Here is a 19,828-nt window from a genome sequence, read left to right on the forward strand (position 1 = left end):
CCATGCAAAGGGAATATTGGGGTCAGACCCCTCAGCGAAGTTTGGGGTCTGACCCCAAATCGAAATCAGGCGGTACATTGATCAAGTGAAACTCGGGGTAACGCATGAGCCAGGCCTGGATCTCGGGGCTGGCTCGAAAGTAAGCCCCGTGAAACACCAGCGCCACTGGCCTGCTTCCGCCTGCCTGAGCGAGCAGGCGCCGAAACAGTTCGAGGTATGCCTCCCCCCCGGGCGGTGTCGGAAGACAGCGGGTAAAAAGAGCGCCGCGCTTGCCGTGCAAATAGAGCTGATAGCGGCGGGGGGCGCTATCCAGCGATTTCGCCGGCCCCGCCACGCGAGCGCCTCCCAGCCAAATCGCGCCCCCGACCTGGTGGACCTGCTCAAGCACCGGCTGCACCTGCTGGCGATACCATCGGCCCGTGGTTGAGCGCCTACGTGCCAGGCCTTCCAGTGCGAGTGGCGATGGTTTTAGTCCATTCGCCTCAAGCCAGTGGTCGATCGCTCTCGGCGACACCCTGTGTCCTTCTCTGGCCAATGCATCTGCCAGCGCCCGACTGCTCCAGGCCGGAGTGGGCGTTTCGGGTTGCGAGACCAGCAGAGCCATCAAGGCACCTTGGGCCGGGTTATCCAGACTCTCGCCCTGGCCCGCCTTGCGACCACGCTGACGCACCGGCACGGCCTCCCAGCCGCCCTGGCGAAAGGCTTTCCAGGCGGCCGACACCGTGGGAGCGGAAAGCCCGGTCTGCTTGGCGGCCTCAGCCACGGTATGGCCATCCAGGCGCAGTCGAACGACCTCCAGTCGGCGTTCATTTAGAATTTCAGGCGACAAATATTTAGTACCCAATACATCACCAAGCAGCTGAAATCACTGGATATGAATTGATAAGAGAAAACAAAACATCCCTTAAGTCGACATTATCATAAAAGGCCCAGTAGAATCCCACAAGTCGCGAATTCCAACCCCGACCACTCAAGGACGAGCAACCATGATGACCTGGGCGGTACTGATTTCGATCGCTGGCCTGCTGATCCTGCTGATCAGCGGGTGGGTACGACCGGTCATCGCCTTCGCTGGCCTGGCAGGGGCCTACCTGCTGTTCGGTCTGGTGGACACCGCTACGCTCCTGCGCCAGTACACCAACCCGGCCCTGGCCACCCTCATGCTGTTGCTGCTGGTCTCGCTGGCACTGGAGCGCACCCCTCTGCTGGACTGGCTCTCCCAGCGACTGCTGCGTGGTCGGCCTGGTAGTGCCACGGCCCGACTGATGGGCACTAGCGCAGTGCTGTCGGCCTTTCTCAACAATACCGCCGTGGTGGCCGCCTTCCTGGGCGCCATCTCGCGGCAGACGCGTATCGCCCCCTCGCGGCTGCTGATTCCCCTCTCCTATGCCTCCATCCTCGGTGGCATGACCACCCTAGTGGGCACCTCCACCAACCTGGTGGTGAACTCCTTCGCCCTGAGCAGCGGAGGCGTCGAGCTGGGCATGTTCCAGTTCAGCCTGGTCGGCATCCCGGTGGCCCTGCTCACCTTCGTGGTGCTGCTGTGGAGTTCACGCTCGCTACCCCACCACATGCCCGAGGAGACCGCCGACAAGCTCTCCTATTTTCTGGCCGCCGACTTGCAGCCCGGTTCAGATTTGATCGGCCGCAGCATCGAGGCGAACGGCATGCGCAGCCTGGATGGGCTCTACCTGCTGGAAATAGAGCGCGAGGGTCGGCTGATCAGCCCGGTGGGGCCGGAAGAGATCCTGCACGAAGGGGATACGCTGGTGTTCACCGGCGAGGTGAGCAAGGTGCAGGCCCTGCAGCGTTTTCCGGGGCTCAAACTGTTCGGCCACCAGGCCGACAACCTGCTGGCCACCAACCTGGTGGAAGTGGTGGTTTCCCACGAGTCGGAACTGGAGGGTCGTACCCTGCAGGAGGTGGACTTTCGCAGCATGTTCAATGCCGGGGTGGTGGGGATTCGCCGCGGTGGCAAGCGACTGGAAGGTCAACTCGGTAAAATTCCCCTGCGCACGGGCGACTGCCTGCTGATGGCCGTAGGCAGCGACTTCCGCCAACACCGCAACCTCGACCGCAACTTTCATCTGCTTAGCGGTAGTCTTACGCGCCCCCGGCTCGGTCGACCCGCGAGTTGGTTCACCCTGGCCGGCTTTGTAAGCGTGATCGGCCTCGCCGCCGCCGAGCTACTGCCACTCTTTCATGGTCTGCTGCTGCTGATGGGCGGGTTGCTGCTCGGTCGCGTGCTCAGTCCGGCCGAACTGCGCCGTCGCTTCCCCTTCGAGTTATGGGTCATCATCGGCTCGGCGCTGGCCATCGCCCAGGGCCTGGAGAACTCCGGCGCTGCCGCACTGCTCGCCCGGGGCATGCAGGAGCTGTTCAGCGGCCACGGCGTCTATGCCGCCTTCATCGGCTGCTATTTCCTGACACTGCTGCTCACTGAAACGGTAACCAACAACGCTGCCGCGGCGCTGGCCTTTCCTGTTGCTTGGTCCACCGCTCAGGCATTCGGCGTCGACCCCATGCCCTTCATCATGGCCGTAGCCTACGGCGCCAGCGCCTGCTTCCTCATCCCCTACGGCTACCAGACCCACCTGATGGTTTACTCCCCCGGTCGTTACAGCATGGGGGACTTCCTCCGGGTTGGCCTACCGGTCAGCCTGACCTACTCAGCGGCCGTGCTGCTGCTCACGCCCATGGTGTTTCCTTTCTGACAGCGTTTTCATGGGTCCAGATCATCAGATACGCTCCGAAGAACATTGTTGTCGGTCATAAAAGCTGGCCTTCAGCTCCTCGGGCACGTTCTACGGGCCGGATGTCCCGGTGCCCTACGTGGAGAGCCTGCCGCGTGTCCGTCCCGCCAACCCCTGCGGCGCGATCAAAGCCATGGTTGACAAGTTGCTTGGCGATCTGTGCCGGGCGGGCGTGCTGGTCGATGGTGGTGCTGCGCTACTTCAATCCGGTTGGGGCGCATCCATCGGGGCTGATCGGCGAAGATCCCTAGGAAGTTCCCGATAACCTGATGCCGTTCCTTGCCTAGTTGGCGGTAGGGCGACGGCCGGAGCTCGCCATCTTCGGCAATGACTACCCCACTGAGGATGGCACCTGTGCGCGCTATTACCTTCATGTGGTCGACCTTGCCGTGGGGCATATCATGTCACTGGCGATTCTGACCACGCCGGGCGCGCATGTCTATAACCTGGGCACCGGGCAGGGCGTCTCGGTGCTGCAGATGGTCGAGGCTTTCGAGCGGGTGACAAGCTGCAGGGTACCGTAACGCATCGCGTCAAGTCGTGATGGCGACCGGTGCCTGCCTGGCAGATGTTGGCCACGATGCATTGGAAGCCGATACAGCGCCATCTGAAGGGCAACACTAGATTGATAGTGGTACCATGCGAACGGGCGCCTAAAGGGCGCCGGTTTTTTTTCGATGCCCGGTGACTTGATGACATGACGACCATGACCTCCCGTGATAACTGTTGTTCCTGTTGCCATCAGGCTGGTTTTTGGACCCTTTACACCAGTTCGGCGGGGTTTCTTCTGGGCGCTGTGGCTCTGGTGGCACCTACGGGGTATTCCATTGGGCCTGCACTTTTGTTGTTGGGCAGCCTCGCCTTGCTGTATCGCCGACCGCTATTGGGCCTTTCAAGGCGAGACGTGGTTCTAATCGCCACCCTGCTCGGCTACGGCCTGCTTATGATGCTGTTTGCTTTGGTGGATGGGCTAGGTATCGGTGGGCTCGACAAACCCTTGCGTTTCCTGTTTGCGGTGCCAGTGTTGTTGATGGTGATGGCCAACCCCCCTCGCATGACTTGGTTATGGGCCGGGTTTGGCTTGGGGGCGATTGGGGCTGGTGGGCTTGCCACTTGGCAGGCGCTGATTGAGGGGATGGGGCGTGCAAACGGCCTGACTCAGACCATTCAGTTCGGTAACCTCGCCATGCTGATGGGTGTCCTGTGTCTAGCGGGGCTGGGCTGGGCCGTGATGCAGCGCTACCGTGCTGGCTGGGTTGCTCTCCTGCTGCTAGGTGCCCTATGCGGTATTCTGGCCTCTGTGTTATCTGGCAGCCGAGGTGGTTGGGTGGGAGTGCCACTATTGCTGCTGGTGCTTTATCGTGCCTATGGTCGGGAGTTCTCGATCGCCGGTAGCATCTCTGCCCTGGTAGCCATGGTGCTTTTAGTGGGCATAGTCTGGTTTACGCCTCAGACAGGAGTCCAGGCGCGTGTTGGAGGGGCCGTGTCCGAGTTCGGGCACTATCTGGAGGGTGAGAACCTTGGGTCTTCGGTAGGGGTTCGCTTCGAGATGTGGCGTGGCGCTGGCATGCTTTTTCTCCAAAAGCCACTCTTGGGCTGGGGGGATGATCAGTACCATGTCGGAATGCAGGAGCTTGCCAATGAAGGCAGGATCCATGTCAGAGCGGCACGCTACGGCCATGCCCATAGCGAGTTTTTCGATCACCTTGCGAAACATGGCTTGGTCGGTCTTGCAGCCTTGCTGGGGTTGTATCTGGTGCCGATCGCTCTTTTTGCGCCAGGGCTCGCGTCTGACTCCATGCCCTTACGAGCCCTGGCGGCAGCAGGGACATTGGTGCCGGTAGGCTATATTGACTTTAGCTTGACCCAGGGATTTCTCTCGCACAACAGCGGTGTGATGGTCTACGCCTTCTGGGTGGCAGTATTGTGGGGGTGCTACCAAGCCTATTCGCGTCAGGCCTCTTGAGCGGACGAAGTGGTCCCCAAAATTCGGACTGGGCGCCAAGCTCTGATCAGACCGACCAAGAGAGACTGATCATGAGCAAGCATAGCTTCTGGTTCGGGTCGGTCAGGGAGAACTCAACCACGATATCGGCCATGACCCAGCCCAGGGTGAAGGCCTGGAGGTGAAGGACGCGGATCATCCCAAAGGGGGATATCGAGGTGGTGTTCAGCGGCCTTCGGCCCGGTGAGAAGCTTTATGAGTTGTTGCTGATCGGCGAGAATGTGGTGGGCACCTTGCATCCAAGATCATGCGCGCCCAGGAACAGGTGCTATCGTCCGAGACGCTGACATCCTCGCACGAGGAGTTCAAGGAGGCGGAAGTGAGGTTGGGTAGCTGGCATGTCTGTAAGGTACTCAAATGTGGGGTCAAGGGCTTCGCCTACAGTGGTATGTTTTATGACCTGTTAGGGTTCGGAGGTGGTGGCGATTAGAGTCAGGAATGTCTAGATAAATAGGCCGGTTTGATACCATGGAGGCATGATATATTTTTTTGATTTTTAAATATTTTTTAAAAGGTTAAAGAATGAACATTGAAGTGATCATGGCGGCATACAATAATCCTGAGACCATGGCACTGGTTCTAGATGGGTACCTGAGACAAGGCGATTCGGAATTTTCGTTGTGCATAGCAGATGATGGTTCCGATGGTCGCATTAGAAAATTGGTTGATGACTACTGCGAAAAAGGGCTGTCGTTGCGGTATATCTGGCAAGAGGACGATGGCTTTAGGAAAGCCAGGGTTGTCAATGAAGCCATAGCGACTTCATCTGCCGAGTATTTGATACTTACCGATAATGACTGCATTCCTGCGGTGCACTTCGTGCGAGACCATAAGCGCTGGGCCCGCCCCGGCCAATTCGTGGCGGGGCGCCGTGTCGATACGAAGCTTTCACTGGCTAGGCGTCTACTCGCACGTGAAACGCCTATTTCACGACTCGATAGCTTTGGTTTTCTCGTATGGCAGGCCGTGGCGGGGGGGCTGAAGCGGGCAGAAATTGCTCTTCGGCCCCCCGAGCGACTTGCCGAAATGTGGGCAAGGCGTCCCATGGCCTTGCTGGGTGCGAACATTGGGGTGTGGCGGGAGGATATCCTCGCTATTAATGGTTTTGATACCCAGTTCCAAGGTTATGGGGGAGAGGAAGTGGATCTGGAATGGCGATTGAAGGCCTATGGCCTCCGGTCGCGACCCGCCCGAGGAAGGGCATGCCTTTACCATATTTACCATCCGGAACGGACGGTTACGGATACTGCTCGTGTAATGCTTGAACAGAAGCGCCAGAAAGGGCGTTACGTCACGCCCTACGGTATTTTTTCTCTTGAGATGGAAGAGGAAGTACAAAGTAAAAATGCCACCTGATTATTTATATTGCTGAGCCAGCCATCACGGGGCAGGCAAGTCAGCGGGGGGCGAGTGGCCAGATCGCAAGCACGGTGAGACCCGCCATCAGCGCGGAGATCCTGATGCGAGTCGAGCCGTCGAACCGGCTGCTCCCACAACGTTGGCCATCCGAACTTGAAAGGCGTGCGTCATGAATAGGACCGATGAACAGGACAGAGCGGGAGACAGGGAATGAAGATCACCATCTTTGGTACGGGGTATGTGGGGCTGGTGACTGGCGCCTGCCTGGCCGATGTCGGCCATGACGTGCTGTGCATGGACATCGACGCGGGCAAGATCGCGCGATTGGAGGCCGGCGAGATTCCTATCTTCGAGCCGGGACTGGAGAGCATGGTGCAGGCCAACGTGGCGGCGGGGCGGCTGGCCTTTACCACCGACCCGGCCAAGGCAGTGGCCTTCGGGACCCTGCAGTTCATCGCTGTGGGCACGCCCCCGGACGAGGATGGAAGCGCCGATCTGAAGTACGTGCTGACGGTGGCGGAGACCATCGGCCGCCACATGGATGATTACAAGGTGATCGTCGACAAGTCCACGGTGCCAGTCGGCACGGCGGACCGAGTGCGCGATATGGTTACAAAGACGCTCCAGGCCCGGGGCGAGGCCCTCGACTTCGATGTCTGCTCCAATCCGGAATTCCTCAAGGAAGGGGCGGCCATCGAGGACTTCACTCACGGTGCGCGGATCATCGTCGGCACCGAGTCCGAACGGGTGCAGGGGCTGATGCGCGAGTGCTATGCCCCCTATATCCGACGGCAGGAAAAGCTGATGTTCATGGAGGTGCGGGCCGCCGAGCTGACCAAGTATGCCGCCAACGCGATGCTCGCGACCAAGATCAGCTTCATGAGCGAGATCGCCAACCTGGCCGAGCGGCTGGGGGCCGACGTGGAGCAGGTGCGTCGCGGCATCGGCAGCGACCCTCGCATCGGCTATCAGTTCATCTATCCGGGCTGTGGCTATGGCGGTTCCTGTTTTCCCAAGGACGTGCAGGCCCTGGCGCGGACCGCGGCCGACGTGGACTATCGGGCGGAACTGCTCACCGCCGTCGAGTCGGTGAACCAGCGCCAGAAGCAGACGCTATTCGCCAAGCTGGCTCAGGCCTTCGACGGCGACCTGGCCGGCAAGACCATCGCGCTGTGGGGCCTGGCCTTCAAGCCCAACACGGATGACATGCGTGATGCACCGAGCCGCACCCTGATGGAGGCGCTGTGGGGAGCCGGAGCCAGGGTCCAGGCCTACGACCCCGAGGCGATGAAGGAATGCCGCCGCCTCTATGGTGAGCGTGACGACCTGGTGCTGGTGGGCGACCGCATCCAGGCGGTGAAGGGTGCCGATGCCCTGGTGATCTGCACCGAATGGAAGGAGTTTCGCACCCTGGACTTCGCCTGGCTGAAGCAGCAGCTGGCCATGCCGGTGGTCGTCGATGGGCGCAACCTCTTCGAGCCGGAGATCGTGAAGAACGCCGGCTTGCTTTACTACGCGGTGGGGCGGGGTGAGTCGCTGTCTCAGCCTCGATAGATCAGCGGCTGAGTGCTCAGCCCCCCAAAGGGTGTTCTAGAGGGAGCTGAAAGGAGAGTTCAAGGAGAGAGTTCAAGGAGAGAGTTATCATGATCGATGCGATTCAGCGCTTCTTCAGCGACTTCATGGCCGGCGACGATGCGTCATCAGCAGCCGGCCCAAGTCTTGAGCTGGCCACGGCGGCTCTGCTTTTCGAGGTGGCGCGCGCCGACTATCACTTCGACGACAGCGAACTCGCCCTGCTGCGTGAGTTGCTGCAACGGCGCTTTGACCTGGAGGAAACTGACCTCGATGACCTGATGCGCCTGGCCCGGGAAGAGGCCGAATGGGCCGTCGACCACTTCCAGTTCGTCAGCCTGGTCAAGCAGCATTTCGACTACGGCCAGCGCTACGAACTGGTGCGCATGATGTGGTCGCTGTCTCTGGCCGATGGCGAACAGCATCACCTCGAGGAGCACCGCATCCGGCGCCTGGCTGAATTGCTGCATGTCAGCCATGGCGACTTCATCCGGGCGAAGCTGGCAGAGGAAGAAGCCCGCCAGTGAAGCCATCGCCCTGATCGCGAGCCAGCTTCCCCGACGACTGTTATGATCGAGAACGGGCCCGAGATGTCGGGTCCGTTTATCGTTCAAGCCAGGGCCATTGATGGCCAGTTAGTTGATAGCCAGTTCATTCATGGCAACAGGAGGGTCAGGATGGCACGCGACATCATCGTGCTGGGAGCCGGGATAGTGGGTGTGTCGGTGGCCTGGCATCTGGCCCGGCGCGGGCATTCGGTGACGCTGGTCGACCGCCGAGAACCCGGTCGCGAGACATCCTTCGGCAATGCCGGCATCATCCAGCGCGAGGCGGTGCGGCCCTATCCCTTCCCGCGGGACCTCGGCACCCTGCTTCGGGTGCTGCCCAACCGCCAGGTGGACATCCGCTACCGCCCGGGCGGCATGCTGCAGGCGGCCGGGGCGCTGCTGCGCTACTGGCACAACTCCTCGCCGCGGCGCTACGGGCAGATCGTGCCGCAATATGCCTCGCTGATCGCCCTGTCGATCGAGGCCCATGCGCAGATGATCGAGGCCGCCGACGCCGAGCGGCTGGTGCGTCGTGAAGGTTGGCTCGAGGTCTATCACACGGCCGCCGAACTGGAGACGCGGGTCGAGAGGGCGCGTGCCGACGAGGAACGCTTCGGGGTGCGTCACCGTGCCATGGATGCCGCCGAGCTCGCGTCGGTGGAGCCTTCCCTCGCCCAAGGACTGGCGGGGGGCGTTCACTGGCAGGATCCCTGGACGGTGTCCGATCCCGGCGCCCTGGTCCAGGCCTATGCCAGGAGCTTCGAGTCGGAAGGGGGGCGGCTGTGCCAGACCGAGGTGAAGGGAATCACTCGCCAGGGCAGTGGCTGGCGCGTTGCCACCGCCGAGGGTGCGCTGGGGGCCGAGCAGGTGGTGATGGCGATGGGGCCCTGGGCCAGCACCTGGCTTGGCGCTCTTGGGATCGAGATCCCGTTGTTCGTCAAGCGGGGCTATCACATGCACTACGCGACGTCGGGGTCGGCCCGGCTCAACCACTGGGTGATGGATGCCGAGGTCGGCTACCTGCTGGCGCCCATGCAGGCAGGCATCCGGCTGACCACCGGTGCGGAGCTTGAGCGCCTCGAGGCGCCGCCGCACCTGGCACAACTGGACGCGGCCGAGCGGATGGCGCGGCGGCTGTTCCCGCTGGGCGAGCGTCTCGAGGCAGAGCCCTGGAAGGGCGCGCGACCCTGCACGTCTGACATGAAACCGGTGATCGGCCCGGCACCGGGCCAGGAGGGGCTCTGGCTGGCCCTCGGCCACGGCCACCAGGGCTTCACTCTGGGGCCGGCGACCGGTCGCCTGCTTGGCCAGATCATGGATGGAGAGACGCCCGATATCGATATGTCGCCGTTCCGGGGTGACCGGTTCTGAGGCGGAGGATTATCGCTTCGCCCTGCGCTTCTGCTGGACCAGATGGTAAAGCAGCTTGACGAGCAGGGTGACGACGAACACCAGCCAGCCGGCCGTTGCCAGCGCATTGAACAGCAGCATCTTCTGCTCGCCGTTCATCGGTGTGATCAGGTGGTCGATGACGATGGCCAGCAGGAAGGCCAGGGTCAGGGGCAGGGCGAGGATATGCATCCACATCTCGGTGCGTCGCTTGCGGACATGGTAACGGCCCAGCAGCACCCGGATCGGCCGGTGCACGAAGCTGATCAGGATCAGGCTACCCAGCATCAGCAGTGCGGCCAGAGACGGTTCGACGCTGCCGAGGTGTGCCGAGATGCTGACCGACCAGAAGAGCACCAGCCACATGAGGCCGGCCAGGATGGCGACGATGTCGGCGTAGTGTCTTACCTTGGGCATGCTTTCCTCACGAGTGGGGCGCCTGGAAGGCTGTCGCCATGATACGGCATTCAGCGTCGCTTGAAGAGTCGACGAACCCAGTACCAGCGGTTGATCAACAGGGCGGCAAAGATCAGCGAGCAGCCCAGCAGTTGCAGCAGCGCCATGGTCTCGCCGAACCACCATGCGGCGATCAGGGCGGTCCATACCGCCTCCAGCATCAGGATCACCGCGGCATGGCTGGGCGTGGTTAGCCCCTGGGCATGCACCTGCAGGAAGAAGCGCAGGGTGCTGGCGAAAATGACGCTGGCGGCAAGCCAGCCCAGCGTCGCGGCCGAGAGGCTTGCCGGCCAGGGCTCGACGGGCAGCGAAACGAGCGTCAGCACCAGGCCCACCACGACCAGCTGGATGGAGGTGAGGGGCAGGGCGGACACCCGGCGTACCACTCGCGAGTTGGCGTTGATCAGCAGCGAGAAGCCCACTGCCGCGCTGACCATCAACCATTGGCCGGACTCGATCCTGAATCCCGCGTTGAGCGACAGCAGGGCGAAGCCGACCAGCGCCACCGGCAGGGCGATCCAGGTGGTGCGCGGTGGCCGGTCGCCGAACATCAGGCGCGCCACGACCGGCACCAGCAGGATCCCCAGGCTGTTGATGAAGGCGCTCTCGCCCAGGTGGCTGGAGTGGTGAACTCCCAGCACCCACAGCGATACGGCAACGCTGAAGATCAAGCCCACCCCGGCCGCGAGTCGCCAGTCGGTGGAGGAGAGTCGTCGCAGGCTGGCGTGGGCGAAGATCGCCAGGATGCCGCCGGCCATCAGAAAACGCGTGCCGATGAACAGCAGCGGCGGCATGCCCGCCAGGGCCTCCTTGGAGAAGATCCACCCGGTGGCGGCGAGCAGGGTGACCAGCAGCAGCATGAGGTCGGCGCGCAGGGGCGAGCGTAAGGGGTCGGCGGTGGGCATCTGGCACCGGGAACTGAGGGTGAATGGGGGCGGCTATGCTAGCAGACAAAGGGCCTGGTTAGCAGACAAGGGGCCGGCCGTGGTTTCTGGACAGCAGTGGTCCTCGGAACAGGAGGGTGTTGCGATATACTGGCGGCACAGACTTTCGAAACAGGACCCGCCGTGAATTCGATTACCCTGACCCGCCCGGACGACTGGCATCTCCACCTGCGAGATGGCGAGGCCCTCACGGCCGTGGTGGCTGCCAGCGCCCGCCAGATGGGCCGCGCGATCATCATGCCCAACCTCAAGCCGCCGGTGACCACCACCGAGCAGGCGCTGGCCTATCGGGAACGAATCATGGCCGCACTGCCCGCCGGGTCGAGTTTCGAGCCGTTGATGACCCTCTACCTCACCGACAACACTCCGGCCGAAGAGATCGAGCGTGCCCATTCCAGTGGCCTGGTGCAGGCGGTGAAGCTCTATCCGGCCGGGGCGACCACCAACTCTGCGTCCGGCGTGACGGATCTCGCCCACTGCGACGAGGCCATCGCCGCCATGGCGCGGTTGGGCATCCCGCTGCTGGTCCACGGCGAGGTGACCGACGCCGATATCGACATCTTCGATCGCGAGGCGGTGTTCATCGAGCGGGTGATGAAACCGCTGCTGGACCGGCATCCGGATCTTAAGGTGGTATTCGAACATATCACCACCGCCGAGGCGGCGGCGTTCGTGGCCGCCGCGCCTGCCAATGTGGCGGCGACAATCACCGCCCATCACCTGCTGTTCAACCGCAACCACATGCTTGTGGGCGGCTTTCGCCCGCACTACTACTGCCTGCCGATCCTCAAGCGAGAGCGTCATCGACAGGCGCTGCTGGAGTCTGCGACCTCCGGAAGCCCCAGGTTCTTCCTGGGGACCGACAGTGCGCCCCACGCCCGGGGTGACAAGGAGAGCGCCTGCGGCTGTGCCGGTGCCTACAGCGCACCGGCGGCGCTGGAGCTCTATGCCACTGCCTTCGAGCAGGCCGGCGCCCTGGAGCGTCTGGAAGGGTTCGCCAGCCACCACGGCCCGGACTTCTATGACATGACGCGCAACGCCGAGACCGTCACCCTGGTTCGCGAGCCCTGGCAGTTGCCCGAGTCGCTGCCCTACGCAGAGGGGCAGACCATCGTGCCGCTCGCCGCGGGCGAGACACTGAACTGGAAGCTCGTCGAGTGAAGCTACTGCCTTGCCTGATGCTGCGCTTCTAGCTGCATATCCAGGAAGGCGATGCCGGCCTCGATGGCGCTGTCACGCAACAGGAAGCTGGTGAAGTGACCGCGGTAGTGCTGCAGGTAGAGCTCGCTCTCCACGCCCTGAGCGACCAGCGCCGCATGGAAGTCGGTGGCATGGTCCATCGGCACCAGGCCGTCCCAGCGGCCATGGAAGAGGAAGTGGGGCGGGGCGCTGGCGTGGACGTGGTAGATCGGCGAGGCCTGTCGATAGGCACGGGGCTTCTCGGCACGGGTGCCGCCGATGAACTCGACCACCAGGCGGCCGTCATCGAACTTCAGCAGGTCACTGGGCAGCCCGCCGGCCAGCACGGCGGCCAGGCCTCCCTCGTCCGACAGGGCGAGCAGGCTGACCAGGTGGGCGCCGCTGGAATAGCCGACGCCGACGATGCGCTCGGTATCGATGCGCCAGTCGTCGGCCTGCTCGTGGATCCAGGCCATGGCCTGCCGGAGATCTTCGAGCTGGGCGGGGAAGCGGTACTCGGGGGCGAAGCGGTAGGCGACGTTGATCGTCACGTAGCCGCGCCGGGCGAGGCGTTCGGCGATCTCGGTCATGTCATCGGGGCTGCGCCGCTGCCAGCCGCCGCCATGCACCAGCAGGGCGACGGGGCGCCGCGCGTCGGACGGGGTGTCCGGGATCAGGACGCGGGCCTCGAGGGCCTCCGGCCAGTCAGGCGGCGTGTAGGGCCGCGGCGACAGGCGCCGGAAGTCGACGTCGGGACGGGCTACCGACTGGGTGACGGCGGGCGCATCGCTGGTGGAGAGATGCGTGGCGCAGCCGGCCACCAGCAGCGGCAGGCCCAGCAGCGGAAAACAGAGGAGGAGCCCCCGCCACCCGCCTGCCGCCCGACGTCCCATGGCTCAGTTCTCCAGGGCCTCGGCCTGGCGACACTGGTAGCCCAGGCGGTCGACCATGGCCGTGACCATGCGGGAGGAATGATCAGCGGCTTTCTCGAGGAACTGATCGAAGGAGAGGTGGTTGTCGCCGCCGCCGGCAATGTCGGACAGCGCGCGGATCACCACGAAGGGACAGCCGTAGAGGTGGCAGGTCTGGGCGATGGCCGCGGCTTCCATCTCGGCGGCGAGCATGGTGGGAAAGCGCGAGCGGGTCGTGGCGACCAGTTCCGGGCAGGCCATGAAGACGTCGCCGGTGGCGATCAGGCCTTCCACCACATTGACCTCGCCCAGTGCCTCGACGCACTCCCGTGCCACCTTGATCAGGCGCTCATCGGCGAGGTAGGCGGCGGGCATGTTCGGCACCTGGCCGTGCTCGTAGCCGAAGACCACGGCATCCACGTCGTGGTGGCGGACCTCGCTGGAGACCACCACGTCGCCGATCTCGAGCCTCTCGCCGAAGCCGCCGGCGGAGCCGGTGTTGATGATGGCCTCGGGATGGTAGACGTCCAGCAGCAGGGTGGTGCCGATGGCGGCATTCACCTTGCCGATGCCGGATTGCAGGATCACCACCTCCACTCCGTGCAGCCTGCCGAGGTGGAAGGTGCAGCCGACATGGTGGCGGGTACGGCGCTCCTCCAGCTGCGAGGCGAGCTGCTCGACCTCCTGGGCCATGGCGCCGATGATGCCGATGCGCTTCATGCGAAGATGTCCGCCCACTCGTCGCGCTTGGCCAGGAAGCCGCGGGCGATCTGCTTGGCGCCCTCCAGGCTATGGCTGGCGGCCCAGCCGCACTGCATCTCGTTGCAGGCGGGCACCTCGTCGGCTTCCAGCACGTCCTTGAGGGTGCCCTCGACCAGGTCGAGCACGCCGTCGTAGTCGTCGTAGTTGATCATCGCGATGTAGAAGCCGGTCTGGCAGCCCATCGGACTGATGTCGACGACCTTGTCGGAGTGGTTGCGGGACATCTCGGCCATCAGGTGTTCCAGGGAGTGCAGGCCGGGCATGTCCATGTGGTTCTGGTTGGGCTGGCAGATACGCATGTCGTACTTGTGAATGGTGTCGCCATGCTCGCCGGTCTTGACGTCGGCGAGGCGGATGTAGGGTGCCTTCACCTTGGTGTGGTCGAGGTTGAAGCTTTCGACGTTCATCTTCTTGTCGGTCATCGGGAGACCTCGGGAGTCGGAAAAAGTGGACGGAATATTTTAGCGGAATTAGACAATAGGCGCACCTTGTGCGAAACGATCGCGTTTCGCGGTGCGAGTACCGCTCCTTCAATACCCTTGCCCCTTGCTCGTTATTGTCCAGTGTCATGCATGTCAGCGGCCTGCAGGGTGTTCTCGAGCAGGGTGGCCACGGTCATGGGGCCGACGCCGCCGGGCACCGGGGTGATCCAGCTGGCGCGCTCGGAGGCGGGGGCGAAATCGATGTCGCCGGTCAGTCGGCCATCCGACTGGCGGTTGATGCCCACGTCGATGACGATGGCGCCGGGCTTGATCCACTCGCCCTTGACCAGGCCGGGATTGCCGACCGCCACCACCAGCAGGTCGGCGCGCCGCACGTGTTCCTCGAGGTTCTGGGTGAATCGGTGACACACCGTGGTGGTGCAGCCTGCGAGCATCAGCTCCAGTGCCATGGGGCGACCGACGATGTTGGAGGCGCCGACCACGGTGGCATCCAGGCCACGAACCTGCAGCCCGCTCTGCTGCAGCAGGGTCATCACTCCCTTGGGTGTGCAGGGGCGCAGCAGCGGCATGCGCTGCGCCAGGCGCCCGAGGTTGTATGGGTGGAAGCCGTCGACATCCTTGTGAGGCAGGATGCGCTCCAGGATCGGGCGGGAGTCGAGATGCTCGGGAAGCGGCAGCTGCACCAGGATGCCATCGATGCGGGGATCAGCGTTGAGCTCATCGATCAACGCCTCGAGCTCGTGCTGGCTTGTGTCTGCTGAAAGCTGGTACTTGAACGAGTGGATGCCGGCCTCCTCGCAGGCGCGGTGCTTGTTGCGCACATACACGGCGGAGGCGGCATCCTCGCCCACGAGGACCACGGCAAGCCCTGGAATGCGCCCTCCGGCCTCGCGGCGCGCCTGGACCTGGCGGGCGACCTGCTGGCGGACTCGGGCGGCAATGGACTTGCCATCGATCAGTTGGGCGGTCATCAAGCTTCCCTCTGGTTCGTGGTGATCGGGTTCATGTTGATCAGGATCGTGGTGATCGAGTTTATGGCCCGTGTGTAAGAAGGAGGGGATTTTCGCATGCCGGGACCGAGAGGCAAAGCGCGGTGCGGCAGTGGCGCGGTTCTCTCTTGACCCGCCGGGAAAGTTACGTAGAATACGCAGCGCCTGATGAGGCCTCTGCGGCGACGTCAGGGCCGTGCAAGATCCGGCGGGGTGTAGCGCAGTCTGGTAGCGCGCCTGCTTTGGGAGCAGGATGTCGGGGGTTCGAATCCCTCCACCCCGACCACAACCTGTTGATTGGGAAGTTGTATTTCACCATCAGGGTTGCGGTCAGGCGCCCGGATACGTAGAATGCGCCCATAGCTCAACCGGATAGAGCAACGGCCTTCTAAGCCGTAGGTTGCAGGTTCGATTCCTGCTGGGCGCGCCATGATTTCTTGCATGGAGCCGCCGCAAGCAGATCGAGCCGATCGTCAGAGCTTTCAGCAAAAGCTTTTTGCAAGAGCTCGTAGAATGAGCTTGCAGATAAAGCGTTCAGCAAGACCCCGTGTCGTAGTGGTGGATGTAGCTCAGTGGTAGAGCCCCGGATTGTGGTTCCGGTTGTCGTGGGTTCGATCCCCATCATCCACCCCATTTCGACATGACCCCAGGCAGTGGTGGATGTAGCTCAGTGGTAGAGCCCCGGATTGTGGTTCCGGTTGTCGTGGGTTCGATCCCCATCATCCACCCCATTGCCTCCCCTTGGCATCACCCCGTCTTTCTCGCTGTGCTCCCTCTCCCCTTTGTTCTATTCGTGCCTCGTGTCGTGACGCCATCGTATCGCACTCGTGATACTGCTCCCCGCCATGGCTTTTGCGACAGTCGTCGTGACAGTCTTTGCGGAAAAACTACGTCATGCCCCCTTGTAATGCGGAGTCGAGCCCCCATTTGATCAGGCACGGCGCTTGCCAGTAACGGGCTGGATTCTTAGAATCAGCCCTTTGAACATTTCACGCTTTCAGAACGCCCCCAGTCGGTAGAGGACATTTCATGCAAGTTTCCGTCGATACGACCTCCCAGATTGAACGCCGCATCAAGGTCCAGGTGCCGGCCGCCGAGGTCGACGAGGCCGTTGCCGCCCGTCTCAAGGATGCCGCCAAGAACGTGCGCCTGGATGGCTTTCGCAAGGGCAAGGTGCCGATGTCGGTGATTCGTCAGCGTTATGGCCACGACGTGCGCAACGAGGTGGTGGGCGAAGTGATGCGCGAGCGCTACGTGCGCGCCATCTCCGAGCACGAGCTCAACCCGGCGGGATACCCGCAGATCGAGGCCACCATCAACGAGTCGGGCAAGGATCTTGAGTTCACCGCCACCCTCGAGATCTATCCGGAGGTCGAGCTGGCCTCCATCGAGGGCGCCGAGGTAGAGCGTCCTGTGGTCGAGGTGACCGAGGCCGACGTCGACGAGATGATCGACACCCTGCGCAAGCAGAGCGCCGGCTGGGAAGAGGTCGAGCGCGCCGCCGAGGATGGCGACCAGGTGAAGATCGACTTCCAGGGCTTCCTGGGTGACGAGCCCTTCGAGGGCGGCAGCGCCGAGGGTCACGAACTGGTGATCGGCTCCGGCAGCTTCATCCCCGGCTTCGAGGAGCAGCTCATCGGTGCCAAGGCCGGCGAGGACAAGGAGCTCAAGGTCACCTTCCCCGACGACTACCAGGCCGAACAGCTGGCCGGTCAGGAAGCGACCTTCAAGGTCAAGGTCCATGCGGTGATGGGGCAGGCCCTGCCCGAGGTCGATGCCGAGTTCATCAAGAAGTTCGGCGTCGATGACGGTGATCTGGACAAGTTCCGCAGCGAGGTCAAGCAGAACATGACTCGCGAGGCGAGCCAGGCCGTCGACAACCGCGTCAAGCAGCAGGTGCTCGAGGCGCTCAAGAAGGCCAACGACATCCCGGTGCCCCAGTCGCTGGTCCAGCAGGAGACCGATGGCCTCAAGCGCCAGGCGGCCCAGCAGTTCGGCCTCGGCGAGGACTTCGATGTCTCCCAGTTGCCCGATGAGCTGTTCAGCGAGCAGGCCAGGAGCCGCGTTCAGGTCGGCCTGCTGCTGGCCGAGGTGATCAAGAGCAAGGAGCTCGAGGCCTCCGACGACGAGATCAAGGCCAAGGTCGAGGAACTGGCCCAGCAGTATCAGGACCCGGAGCAGGTCGTGGCCCACTACATGGGCAATGATCAGCTGAAGACTCAGGTCCAGTCGGCCGTCCTCGAGGAGAAGGCAGTCGACGCCCTGCTCGAGCAGGCCACCGTCAAGGACGTGGAGATGGGCTACCAGGAGGCTCTTGCCGCGGCCCAGCAGCAGGGCGAGGCGGCCGAGGAAGGCGAAGAGGCCGAAGAGAAGGCCTGATCCTCGTTCCCGGACATCCTGCCCGGCTTCCAGGCCAGGCAGGCGTTCCATCTTCCGCTTCCATTCATCGGATCCAAGGACATCACCAGATGAGCAACCCGTTCGATATTCAATCCGCCGGTGGCCTGGTGCCCATGGTGGTCGAGCAGAGCGCGCGCGGCGAGCGGGCCTACGACATCTACTCCCGCCTGCTCAAGGAACGCGTGATCTTCCTGATCGGGCCGGTGGAAGACTACATGGCCAACCTGCTGGTGGCGCAGCTGCTGTTCCTGGAGTCCGAGAATCCGGACAAGGACATCCACCTGTACATCAACTCCCCGGGCGGCGGCGTGACGGCCGGGATGTCGATCTACGACACCATGCAGTTCATCAAGCCCGACGTCTCCACCGTGTGCATCGGCCAGGCGGCGAGCATGGGCGCCCTGCTGCTGGCCGGCGGCGCCGCGGGCAAGCGTTACTGCCTGCCCAACTCGCGGATGATGATCCATCAGCCGTTGGGCGGCTATCAGGGCCAGGCATCGGACATCGAGATCCACACCCGCGAGATCCTCGGCATCCGCGACAAGCTCAATCAGATCCTGGCGCACCATACCGGCCAGGAGATCGAGACCATCGCCAAGGATACCGACCGCGACAACTTCATGAATGGTCCGCAGGCCGCCGAATACGGCTTGATCGATGCGGTACTGGAACAGCGGCCGACATCCTGATAGCGTGAAATTCACCCGAGTGACCTTCATGCACTGAGACGTTTTCCGGCGGTCTTGACCGCCGTGGTGAACCCGACGCTCCGTGAGCCATACTGGACGGGGCGTCATCAAGAAAGAGGTACGCGAATGGCCGACGGCAAAGGCAAGGACGAAGGTGGCAAGCTGCTCTACTGCTCGTTCTGCGGCAAGAACCAGAACGAGGTGCGCAAGCTGATTGCCGGCCCGTCCGTCTATATCTGCGATGAGTGTGTCGACCTGTGCAACGACATCATTCGCGAGGAGGTGCTCGATGCCGATGCCGAGACCGATGAGGAGCGCCTGCCCGCTCCCCGCGAGATTCGTCACACCCTCGATGACTATGTGATCGGCCAGGACCGAGCCAAGATGGTGCTGTCCGTGGCGGTCTACAACCATTACAAGCGCCTGCGCTTCGGCAGCAAGGACGATGACGTCGAACTCGGCAAGTCGAACATCCTGCTGATCGGTCCTACCGGCAGCGGCAAGACGCTGCTGGCCGAGACCCTGGCGCGCCTGCTCAACGTTCCCTTCACCATCGCCGATGCCACGACCCTCACCGAGGCGGGGTATGTCGGCGAGGATGTCGAAAACATCATCCAGAAGCTGCTTCAGAAATGCGACTACGATGTGGAAAAGGCCCAGCGCGGCATCGTCTATATCGATGAGATCGACAAGATCTCGCGCAAGTCGGACAACCCGTCCATCACCCGTGATGTCTCGGGCGAGGGCGTGCAGCAGGCGCTGCTCAAGCTGATCGAGGGCACCACCGCCTCGGTGCCTCCACAGGGCGGTCGCAAGCATCCCCAGCAGGAGTTCCTGCAGGTGGACACCGGCAACATCCTGTTCATCGTCGGCGGCGCCTTCGCGGGGCTGGACAAGGTGATCCGAGATCGCGCCGAGAAGGGCGGTATCGGCTTCAATGCCGTGGTCAAGAGCAAGGACGAGGCCAAGGGCATCGGTGATCTGCTTCTCGATGTCGAGCCCGAGGACTTGGTCAAGTTCGGCCTGATTCCCGAGTTCGTCGGTCGCCTGCCGGTGATCGCCACCCTCACCGAACTCACCGAGGATGCCCTGATCCAGATCCTCACCGAGCCGAAGAACTCACTGGTCAAGCAGTATGCTCGGTTGTTCGAGATGGAGGGTGTGGAGCTCGACTTCCGCGAGGACGCGCTGCGCGCAGTGGCCGGCAAGGCCATGGCACGCAAGACCGGTGCCCGCGGCCTGCGCTCGATCCTCGAGTCGGTGCTGCTCGACACCATGTACGAGATTCCTTCCCTCGAGGGGGTGTCCAAGGTGGTGATCGATGCCTCGGTCATCGCCGGCGAGAGCGAGCCGCTGCTGATCTATTCCCAGCAGGAAGCTCCAAGGGTCGACGGCACTGACGGCTGACCCACGCCGGGCGCCCGTCGCC

Annotated in this window: 19 protein-coding genes and 4 tRNA genes; 16 read left to right on the forward strand and 7 right to left on the reverse strand. The window is 63.0% G+C overall.

Going from position 1 to position 19,828, the window contains the following annotated elements; genetic code table 11:
- Positions 1 to 31 precede the first annotated feature (31 nt).
- Complete coding sequence (locus ABE960_RS07455) at positions 32 to 763, reverse strand: hypothetical protein (protein ID WP_349761619.1); 732 nt, start codon at positions 761 to 763, stop codon at positions 32 to 34.
- Positions 764 to 986: 223 nt separating this feature from the next.
- On the opposite strand from ABE960_RS07455, the gene ABE960_RS07460 reads away from it, so the two are divergent.
- The 8 genes from ABE960_RS07460 (at position 987) to ABE960_RS07495 (ending at position 9,608) form a co-directional block, all read left to right on the forward strand.
- Positions 987 to 2,714 carry an SLC13 family permease gene (locus tag ABE960_RS07460; RefSeq protein WP_349761620.1) on the forward strand — a complete coding sequence of 576 codons (1,728 nt, stop codon included), beginning with the start codon at positions 987 to 989 and terminating at the stop codon, positions 2,712 to 2,714.
- Positions 2,715 to 3,154: 440 nt separating this feature from the next.
- Positions 3,155 to 3,277: a hypothetical protein gene (locus ABE960_RS07465; RefSeq protein WP_349761621.1), complete on the forward strand. Its 123-nt coding sequence runs from the start codon at positions 3,155 to 3,157 to the stop codon at positions 3,275 to 3,277.
- Positions 3,278 to 3,450: 173 nt separating this feature from the next.
- Positions 3,451 to 4,719, forward strand: coding sequence for an O-antigen ligase family protein (locus tag ABE960_RS07470; protein WP_349761622.1), 1,269 nt, complete (start codon positions 3,451 to 3,453; stop codon positions 4,717 to 4,719).
- A 200-nt stretch (positions 4,720 to 4,919) separates the two neighbouring features.
- Positions 4,920 to 5,045: a hypothetical protein gene (locus ABE960_RS07475; protein WP_349761925.1), complete on the forward strand. Its 126-nt coding sequence runs from the start codon at positions 4,920 to 4,922 to the stop codon at positions 5,043 to 5,045.
- A 235-nt stretch (positions 5,046 to 5,280) separates the two neighbouring features.
- Positions 5,281 to 6,114: a glycosyltransferase gene (locus tag ABE960_RS07480; protein ID WP_349761623.1), complete on the forward strand. Its 834-nt coding sequence runs from the start codon at positions 5,281 to 5,283 to the stop codon at positions 6,112 to 6,114.
- Positions 6,115 to 6,327: 213 nt separating this feature from the next.
- Entirely contained in the window at positions 6,328 to 7,671 is a 1,344-nt protein-coding gene (locus ABE960_RS07485; protein WP_349761624.1) for a UDP-glucose dehydrogenase family protein, read from the forward strand.
- 89 nt (positions 7,672 to 7,760) lie between these two features.
- Complete coding sequence (locus ABE960_RS07490) at positions 7,761 to 8,216, forward strand: tellurite resistance TerB family protein (protein ID WP_349761625.1); 456 nt, start codon at positions 7,761 to 7,763, stop codon at positions 8,214 to 8,216.
- Between the two features lie 150 nt (positions 8,217 to 8,366).
- Entirely contained in the window at positions 8,367 to 9,608 is a 1,242-nt protein-coding gene (locus tag ABE960_RS07495; protein WP_349761626.1) for an NAD(P)/FAD-dependent oxidoreductase, read from the forward strand.
- Positions 9,609 to 9,617: 9 nt separating this feature from the next.
- Here the strand turns inward: ABE960_RS07495 and ABE960_RS07500 are convergent, their stop codons facing one another.
- Positions 9,618 to 10,043 carry a hypothetical protein gene (locus ABE960_RS07500; protein ID WP_349761627.1) on the reverse strand — a complete coding sequence of 142 codons (426 nt, stop codon included), beginning with the start codon at positions 10,041 to 10,043 and terminating at the stop codon, positions 9,618 to 9,620.
- Positions 10,044 to 10,093: 50 nt separating this feature from the next.
- Positions 10,094 to 10,987 (reverse strand): DMT family transporter, encoded by an 894-nt coding sequence (locus ABE960_RS07505; RefSeq protein ID WP_349761628.1) that lies wholly within the window; start codon positions 10,985 to 10,987, stop codon positions 10,094 to 10,096.
- A 162-nt stretch (positions 10,988 to 11,149) separates the two neighbouring features.
- Here ABE960_RS07505 and pyrC point away from each other — a divergent pair, with 162 nt between their 5' ends.
- The gene (gene pyrC, locus ABE960_RS07510) at positions 11,150 to 12,187 is read left to right on the forward strand and encodes a dihydroorotase (protein WP_349761629.1); all 1,038 of its coding nucleotides are present in this window, start codon (positions 11,150 to 11,152) and stop codon (positions 12,185 to 12,187) included.
- A 2-nt stretch (positions 12,188 to 12,189) separates the two neighbouring features.
- On the opposite strand, the gene ABE960_RS07515 is transcribed toward pyrC, so the two are convergent.
- The 4 genes from ABE960_RS07515 to folD all read right to left on the reverse strand — a co-directional run bounded on the left by ABE960_RS07515 (position 12,190) and on the right by folD (position 15,292).
- Positions 12,190 to 13,098, reverse strand: a complete 909-nt coding sequence (locus ABE960_RS07515; protein WP_349761630.1) for an alpha/beta hydrolase fold domain-containing protein — start codon at positions 13,096 to 13,098, stop codon at positions 12,190 to 12,192.
- Between the two features lie 3 nt (positions 13,099 to 13,101).
- Positions 13,102 to 13,836 (reverse strand): 5'-methylthioadenosine/S-adenosylhomocysteine nucleosidase, encoded by a 735-nt coding sequence (mtnN, locus tag ABE960_RS07520; RefSeq protein ID WP_349761631.1) that lies wholly within the window; start codon positions 13,834 to 13,836, stop codon positions 13,102 to 13,104.
- The gene (locus tag ABE960_RS07525; protein WP_349761632.1) at positions 13,833 to 14,300 is read right to left on the reverse strand and encodes an S-ribosylhomocysteine lyase; all 468 of its coding nucleotides are present in this window, start codon (positions 14,298 to 14,300) and stop codon (positions 13,833 to 13,835) included. The genes mtnN and ABE960_RS07525 overlap by 4 nt, the downstream gene beginning before the upstream one ends.
- A gap of 131 nt (positions 14,301 to 14,431) precedes the next feature.
- Entirely contained in the window at positions 14,432 to 15,292 is an 861-nt protein-coding gene (gene folD / locus ABE960_RS07530; RefSeq protein WP_349761633.1) for a bifunctional methylenetetrahydrofolate dehydrogenase/methenyltetrahydrofolate cyclohydrolase FolD, read from the reverse strand.
- A gap of 227 nt (positions 15,293 to 15,519) precedes the next feature.
- On the opposite strand from folD, the gene ABE960_RS07535 reads away from it, so the two are divergent.
- The 7 genes from ABE960_RS07535 to clpX all read left to right on the forward strand — a co-directional run bounded on the left by ABE960_RS07535 (position 15,520) and on the right by clpX (position 19,806).
- Positions 15,520 to 15,596: transfer RNA gene (locus ABE960_RS07535), tRNA-Pro, on the forward strand.
- A 67-nt stretch (positions 15,597 to 15,663) separates the two neighbouring features.
- Positions 15,664 to 15,740: transfer RNA gene (locus ABE960_RS07540), tRNA-Arg, on the forward strand.
- 128 nt (positions 15,741 to 15,868) lie between these two features.
- Positions 15,869 to 15,943 (forward strand) — tRNA-His (locus tag ABE960_RS07545).
- A gap of 23 nt (positions 15,944 to 15,966) precedes the next feature.
- Positions 15,967 to 16,041, forward strand: a tRNA-His gene (locus ABE960_RS07550).
- 298 nt (positions 16,042 to 16,339) lie between these two features.
- Entirely contained in the window at positions 16,340 to 17,689 is a 1,350-nt protein-coding gene (tig, locus tag ABE960_RS07555; protein ID WP_349761634.1) for a trigger factor, read from the forward strand.
- A gap of 89 nt (positions 17,690 to 17,778) precedes the next feature.
- The gene (clpP, locus tag ABE960_RS07560) at positions 17,779 to 18,399 is read left to right on the forward strand and encodes an ATP-dependent Clp endopeptidase proteolytic subunit ClpP (RefSeq protein WP_071945950.1); all 621 of its coding nucleotides are present in this window, start codon (positions 17,779 to 17,781) and stop codon (positions 18,397 to 18,399) included.
- Positions 18,400 to 18,525: 126 nt separating this feature from the next.
- Positions 18,526 to 19,806 (forward strand): ATP-dependent Clp protease ATP-binding subunit ClpX, encoded by a 1,281-nt coding sequence (gene clpX, locus ABE960_RS07565; RefSeq protein ID WP_349761635.1) that lies wholly within the window; start codon positions 18,526 to 18,528, stop codon positions 19,804 to 19,806.
- Positions 19,807 to 19,828: the final 22 nt, after the last annotated feature.

It is taken from the genome of Halomonas aquatica (assembly GCF_040196335.1).
Taxonomy (GTDB): domain Bacteria; phylum Pseudomonadota; class Gammaproteobacteria; order Pseudomonadales; family Halomonadaceae; genus Halomonas; species Halomonas aquatica.

What these genes read in the sequence shown, in the direction of transcription:
- clpP (WP_071945950.1), top strand. Translation starts at nt 17,779, where the DNA reads ATGAGCAACCCGTTCGATATTCAATCCGCCGGTGGCCTGGTGCCCATG.
- mtnN (WP_349761631.1), bottom strand. Translation starts at nt 13,836, where the DNA reads ATGAAGCGCATCGGCATCATCGGCGCCATGGCCCAGGAGGTCGAGCAG.
- folD (WP_349761633.1), bottom strand. Translation starts at nt 15,292, where the DNA reads ATGACCGCCCAACTGATCGATGGCAAGTCCATTGCCGCCCGAGTCCGC.
- ABE960_RS07485 (WP_349761624.1), top strand. Translation starts at nt 6,328, where the DNA reads ATGAAGATCACCATCTTTGGTACGGGGTATGTGGGGCTGGTGACTGGC.
- ABE960_RS07490 (WP_349761625.1), top strand. Translation starts at nt 7,761, where the DNA reads ATGATCGATGCGATTCAGCGCTTCTTCAGCGACTTCATGGCCGGCGAC.
- ABE960_RS07460 (WP_349761620.1), top strand. Translation starts at nt 987, where the DNA reads ATGATGACCTGGGCGGTACTGATTTCGATCGCTGGCCTGCTGATCCTG.
- ABE960_RS07465 (WP_349761621.1), top strand. Translation starts at nt 3,155, where the DNA reads ATGTCACTGGCGATTCTGACCACGCCGGGCGCGCATGTCTATAACCTG.
- ABE960_RS07470 (WP_349761622.1), top strand. Translation starts at nt 3,451, where the DNA reads ATGACGACCATGACCTCCCGTGATAACTGTTGTTCCTGTTGCCATCAG.
- ABE960_RS07515 (WP_349761630.1), bottom strand. Translation starts at nt 13,098, where the DNA reads ATGGGACGTCGGGCGGCAGGCGGGTGGCGGGGGCTCCTCCTCTGTTTT.
- ABE960_RS07495 (WP_349761626.1), top strand. Translation starts at nt 8,367, where the DNA reads ATGGCACGCGACATCATCGTGCTGGGAGCCGGGATAGTGGGTGTGTCG.
- ABE960_RS07480 (WP_349761623.1), top strand. Translation starts at nt 5,281, where the DNA reads ATGAACATTGAAGTGATCATGGCGGCATACAATAATCCTGAGACCATG.
- tig (WP_349761634.1), top strand. Translation starts at nt 16,340, where the DNA reads ATGCAAGTTTCCGTCGATACGACCTCCCAGATTGAACGCCGCATCAAG.
- clpX (WP_349761635.1), top strand. Translation starts at nt 18,526, where the DNA reads ATGGCCGACGGCAAAGGCAAGGACGAAGGTGGCAAGCTGCTCTACTGC.
- ABE960_RS07525 (WP_349761632.1), bottom strand. Translation starts at nt 14,300, where the DNA reads ATGACCGACAAGAAGATGAACGTCGAAAGCTTCAACCTCGACCACACC.
- ABE960_RS07505 (WP_349761628.1), bottom strand. Translation starts at nt 10,987, where the DNA reads ATGCCCACCGCCGACCCCTTACGCTCGCCCCTGCGCGCCGACCTCATG.
- ABE960_RS07500 (WP_349761627.1), bottom strand. Translation starts at nt 10,043, where the DNA reads ATGCCCAAGGTAAGACACTACGCCGACATCGTCGCCATCCTGGCCGGC.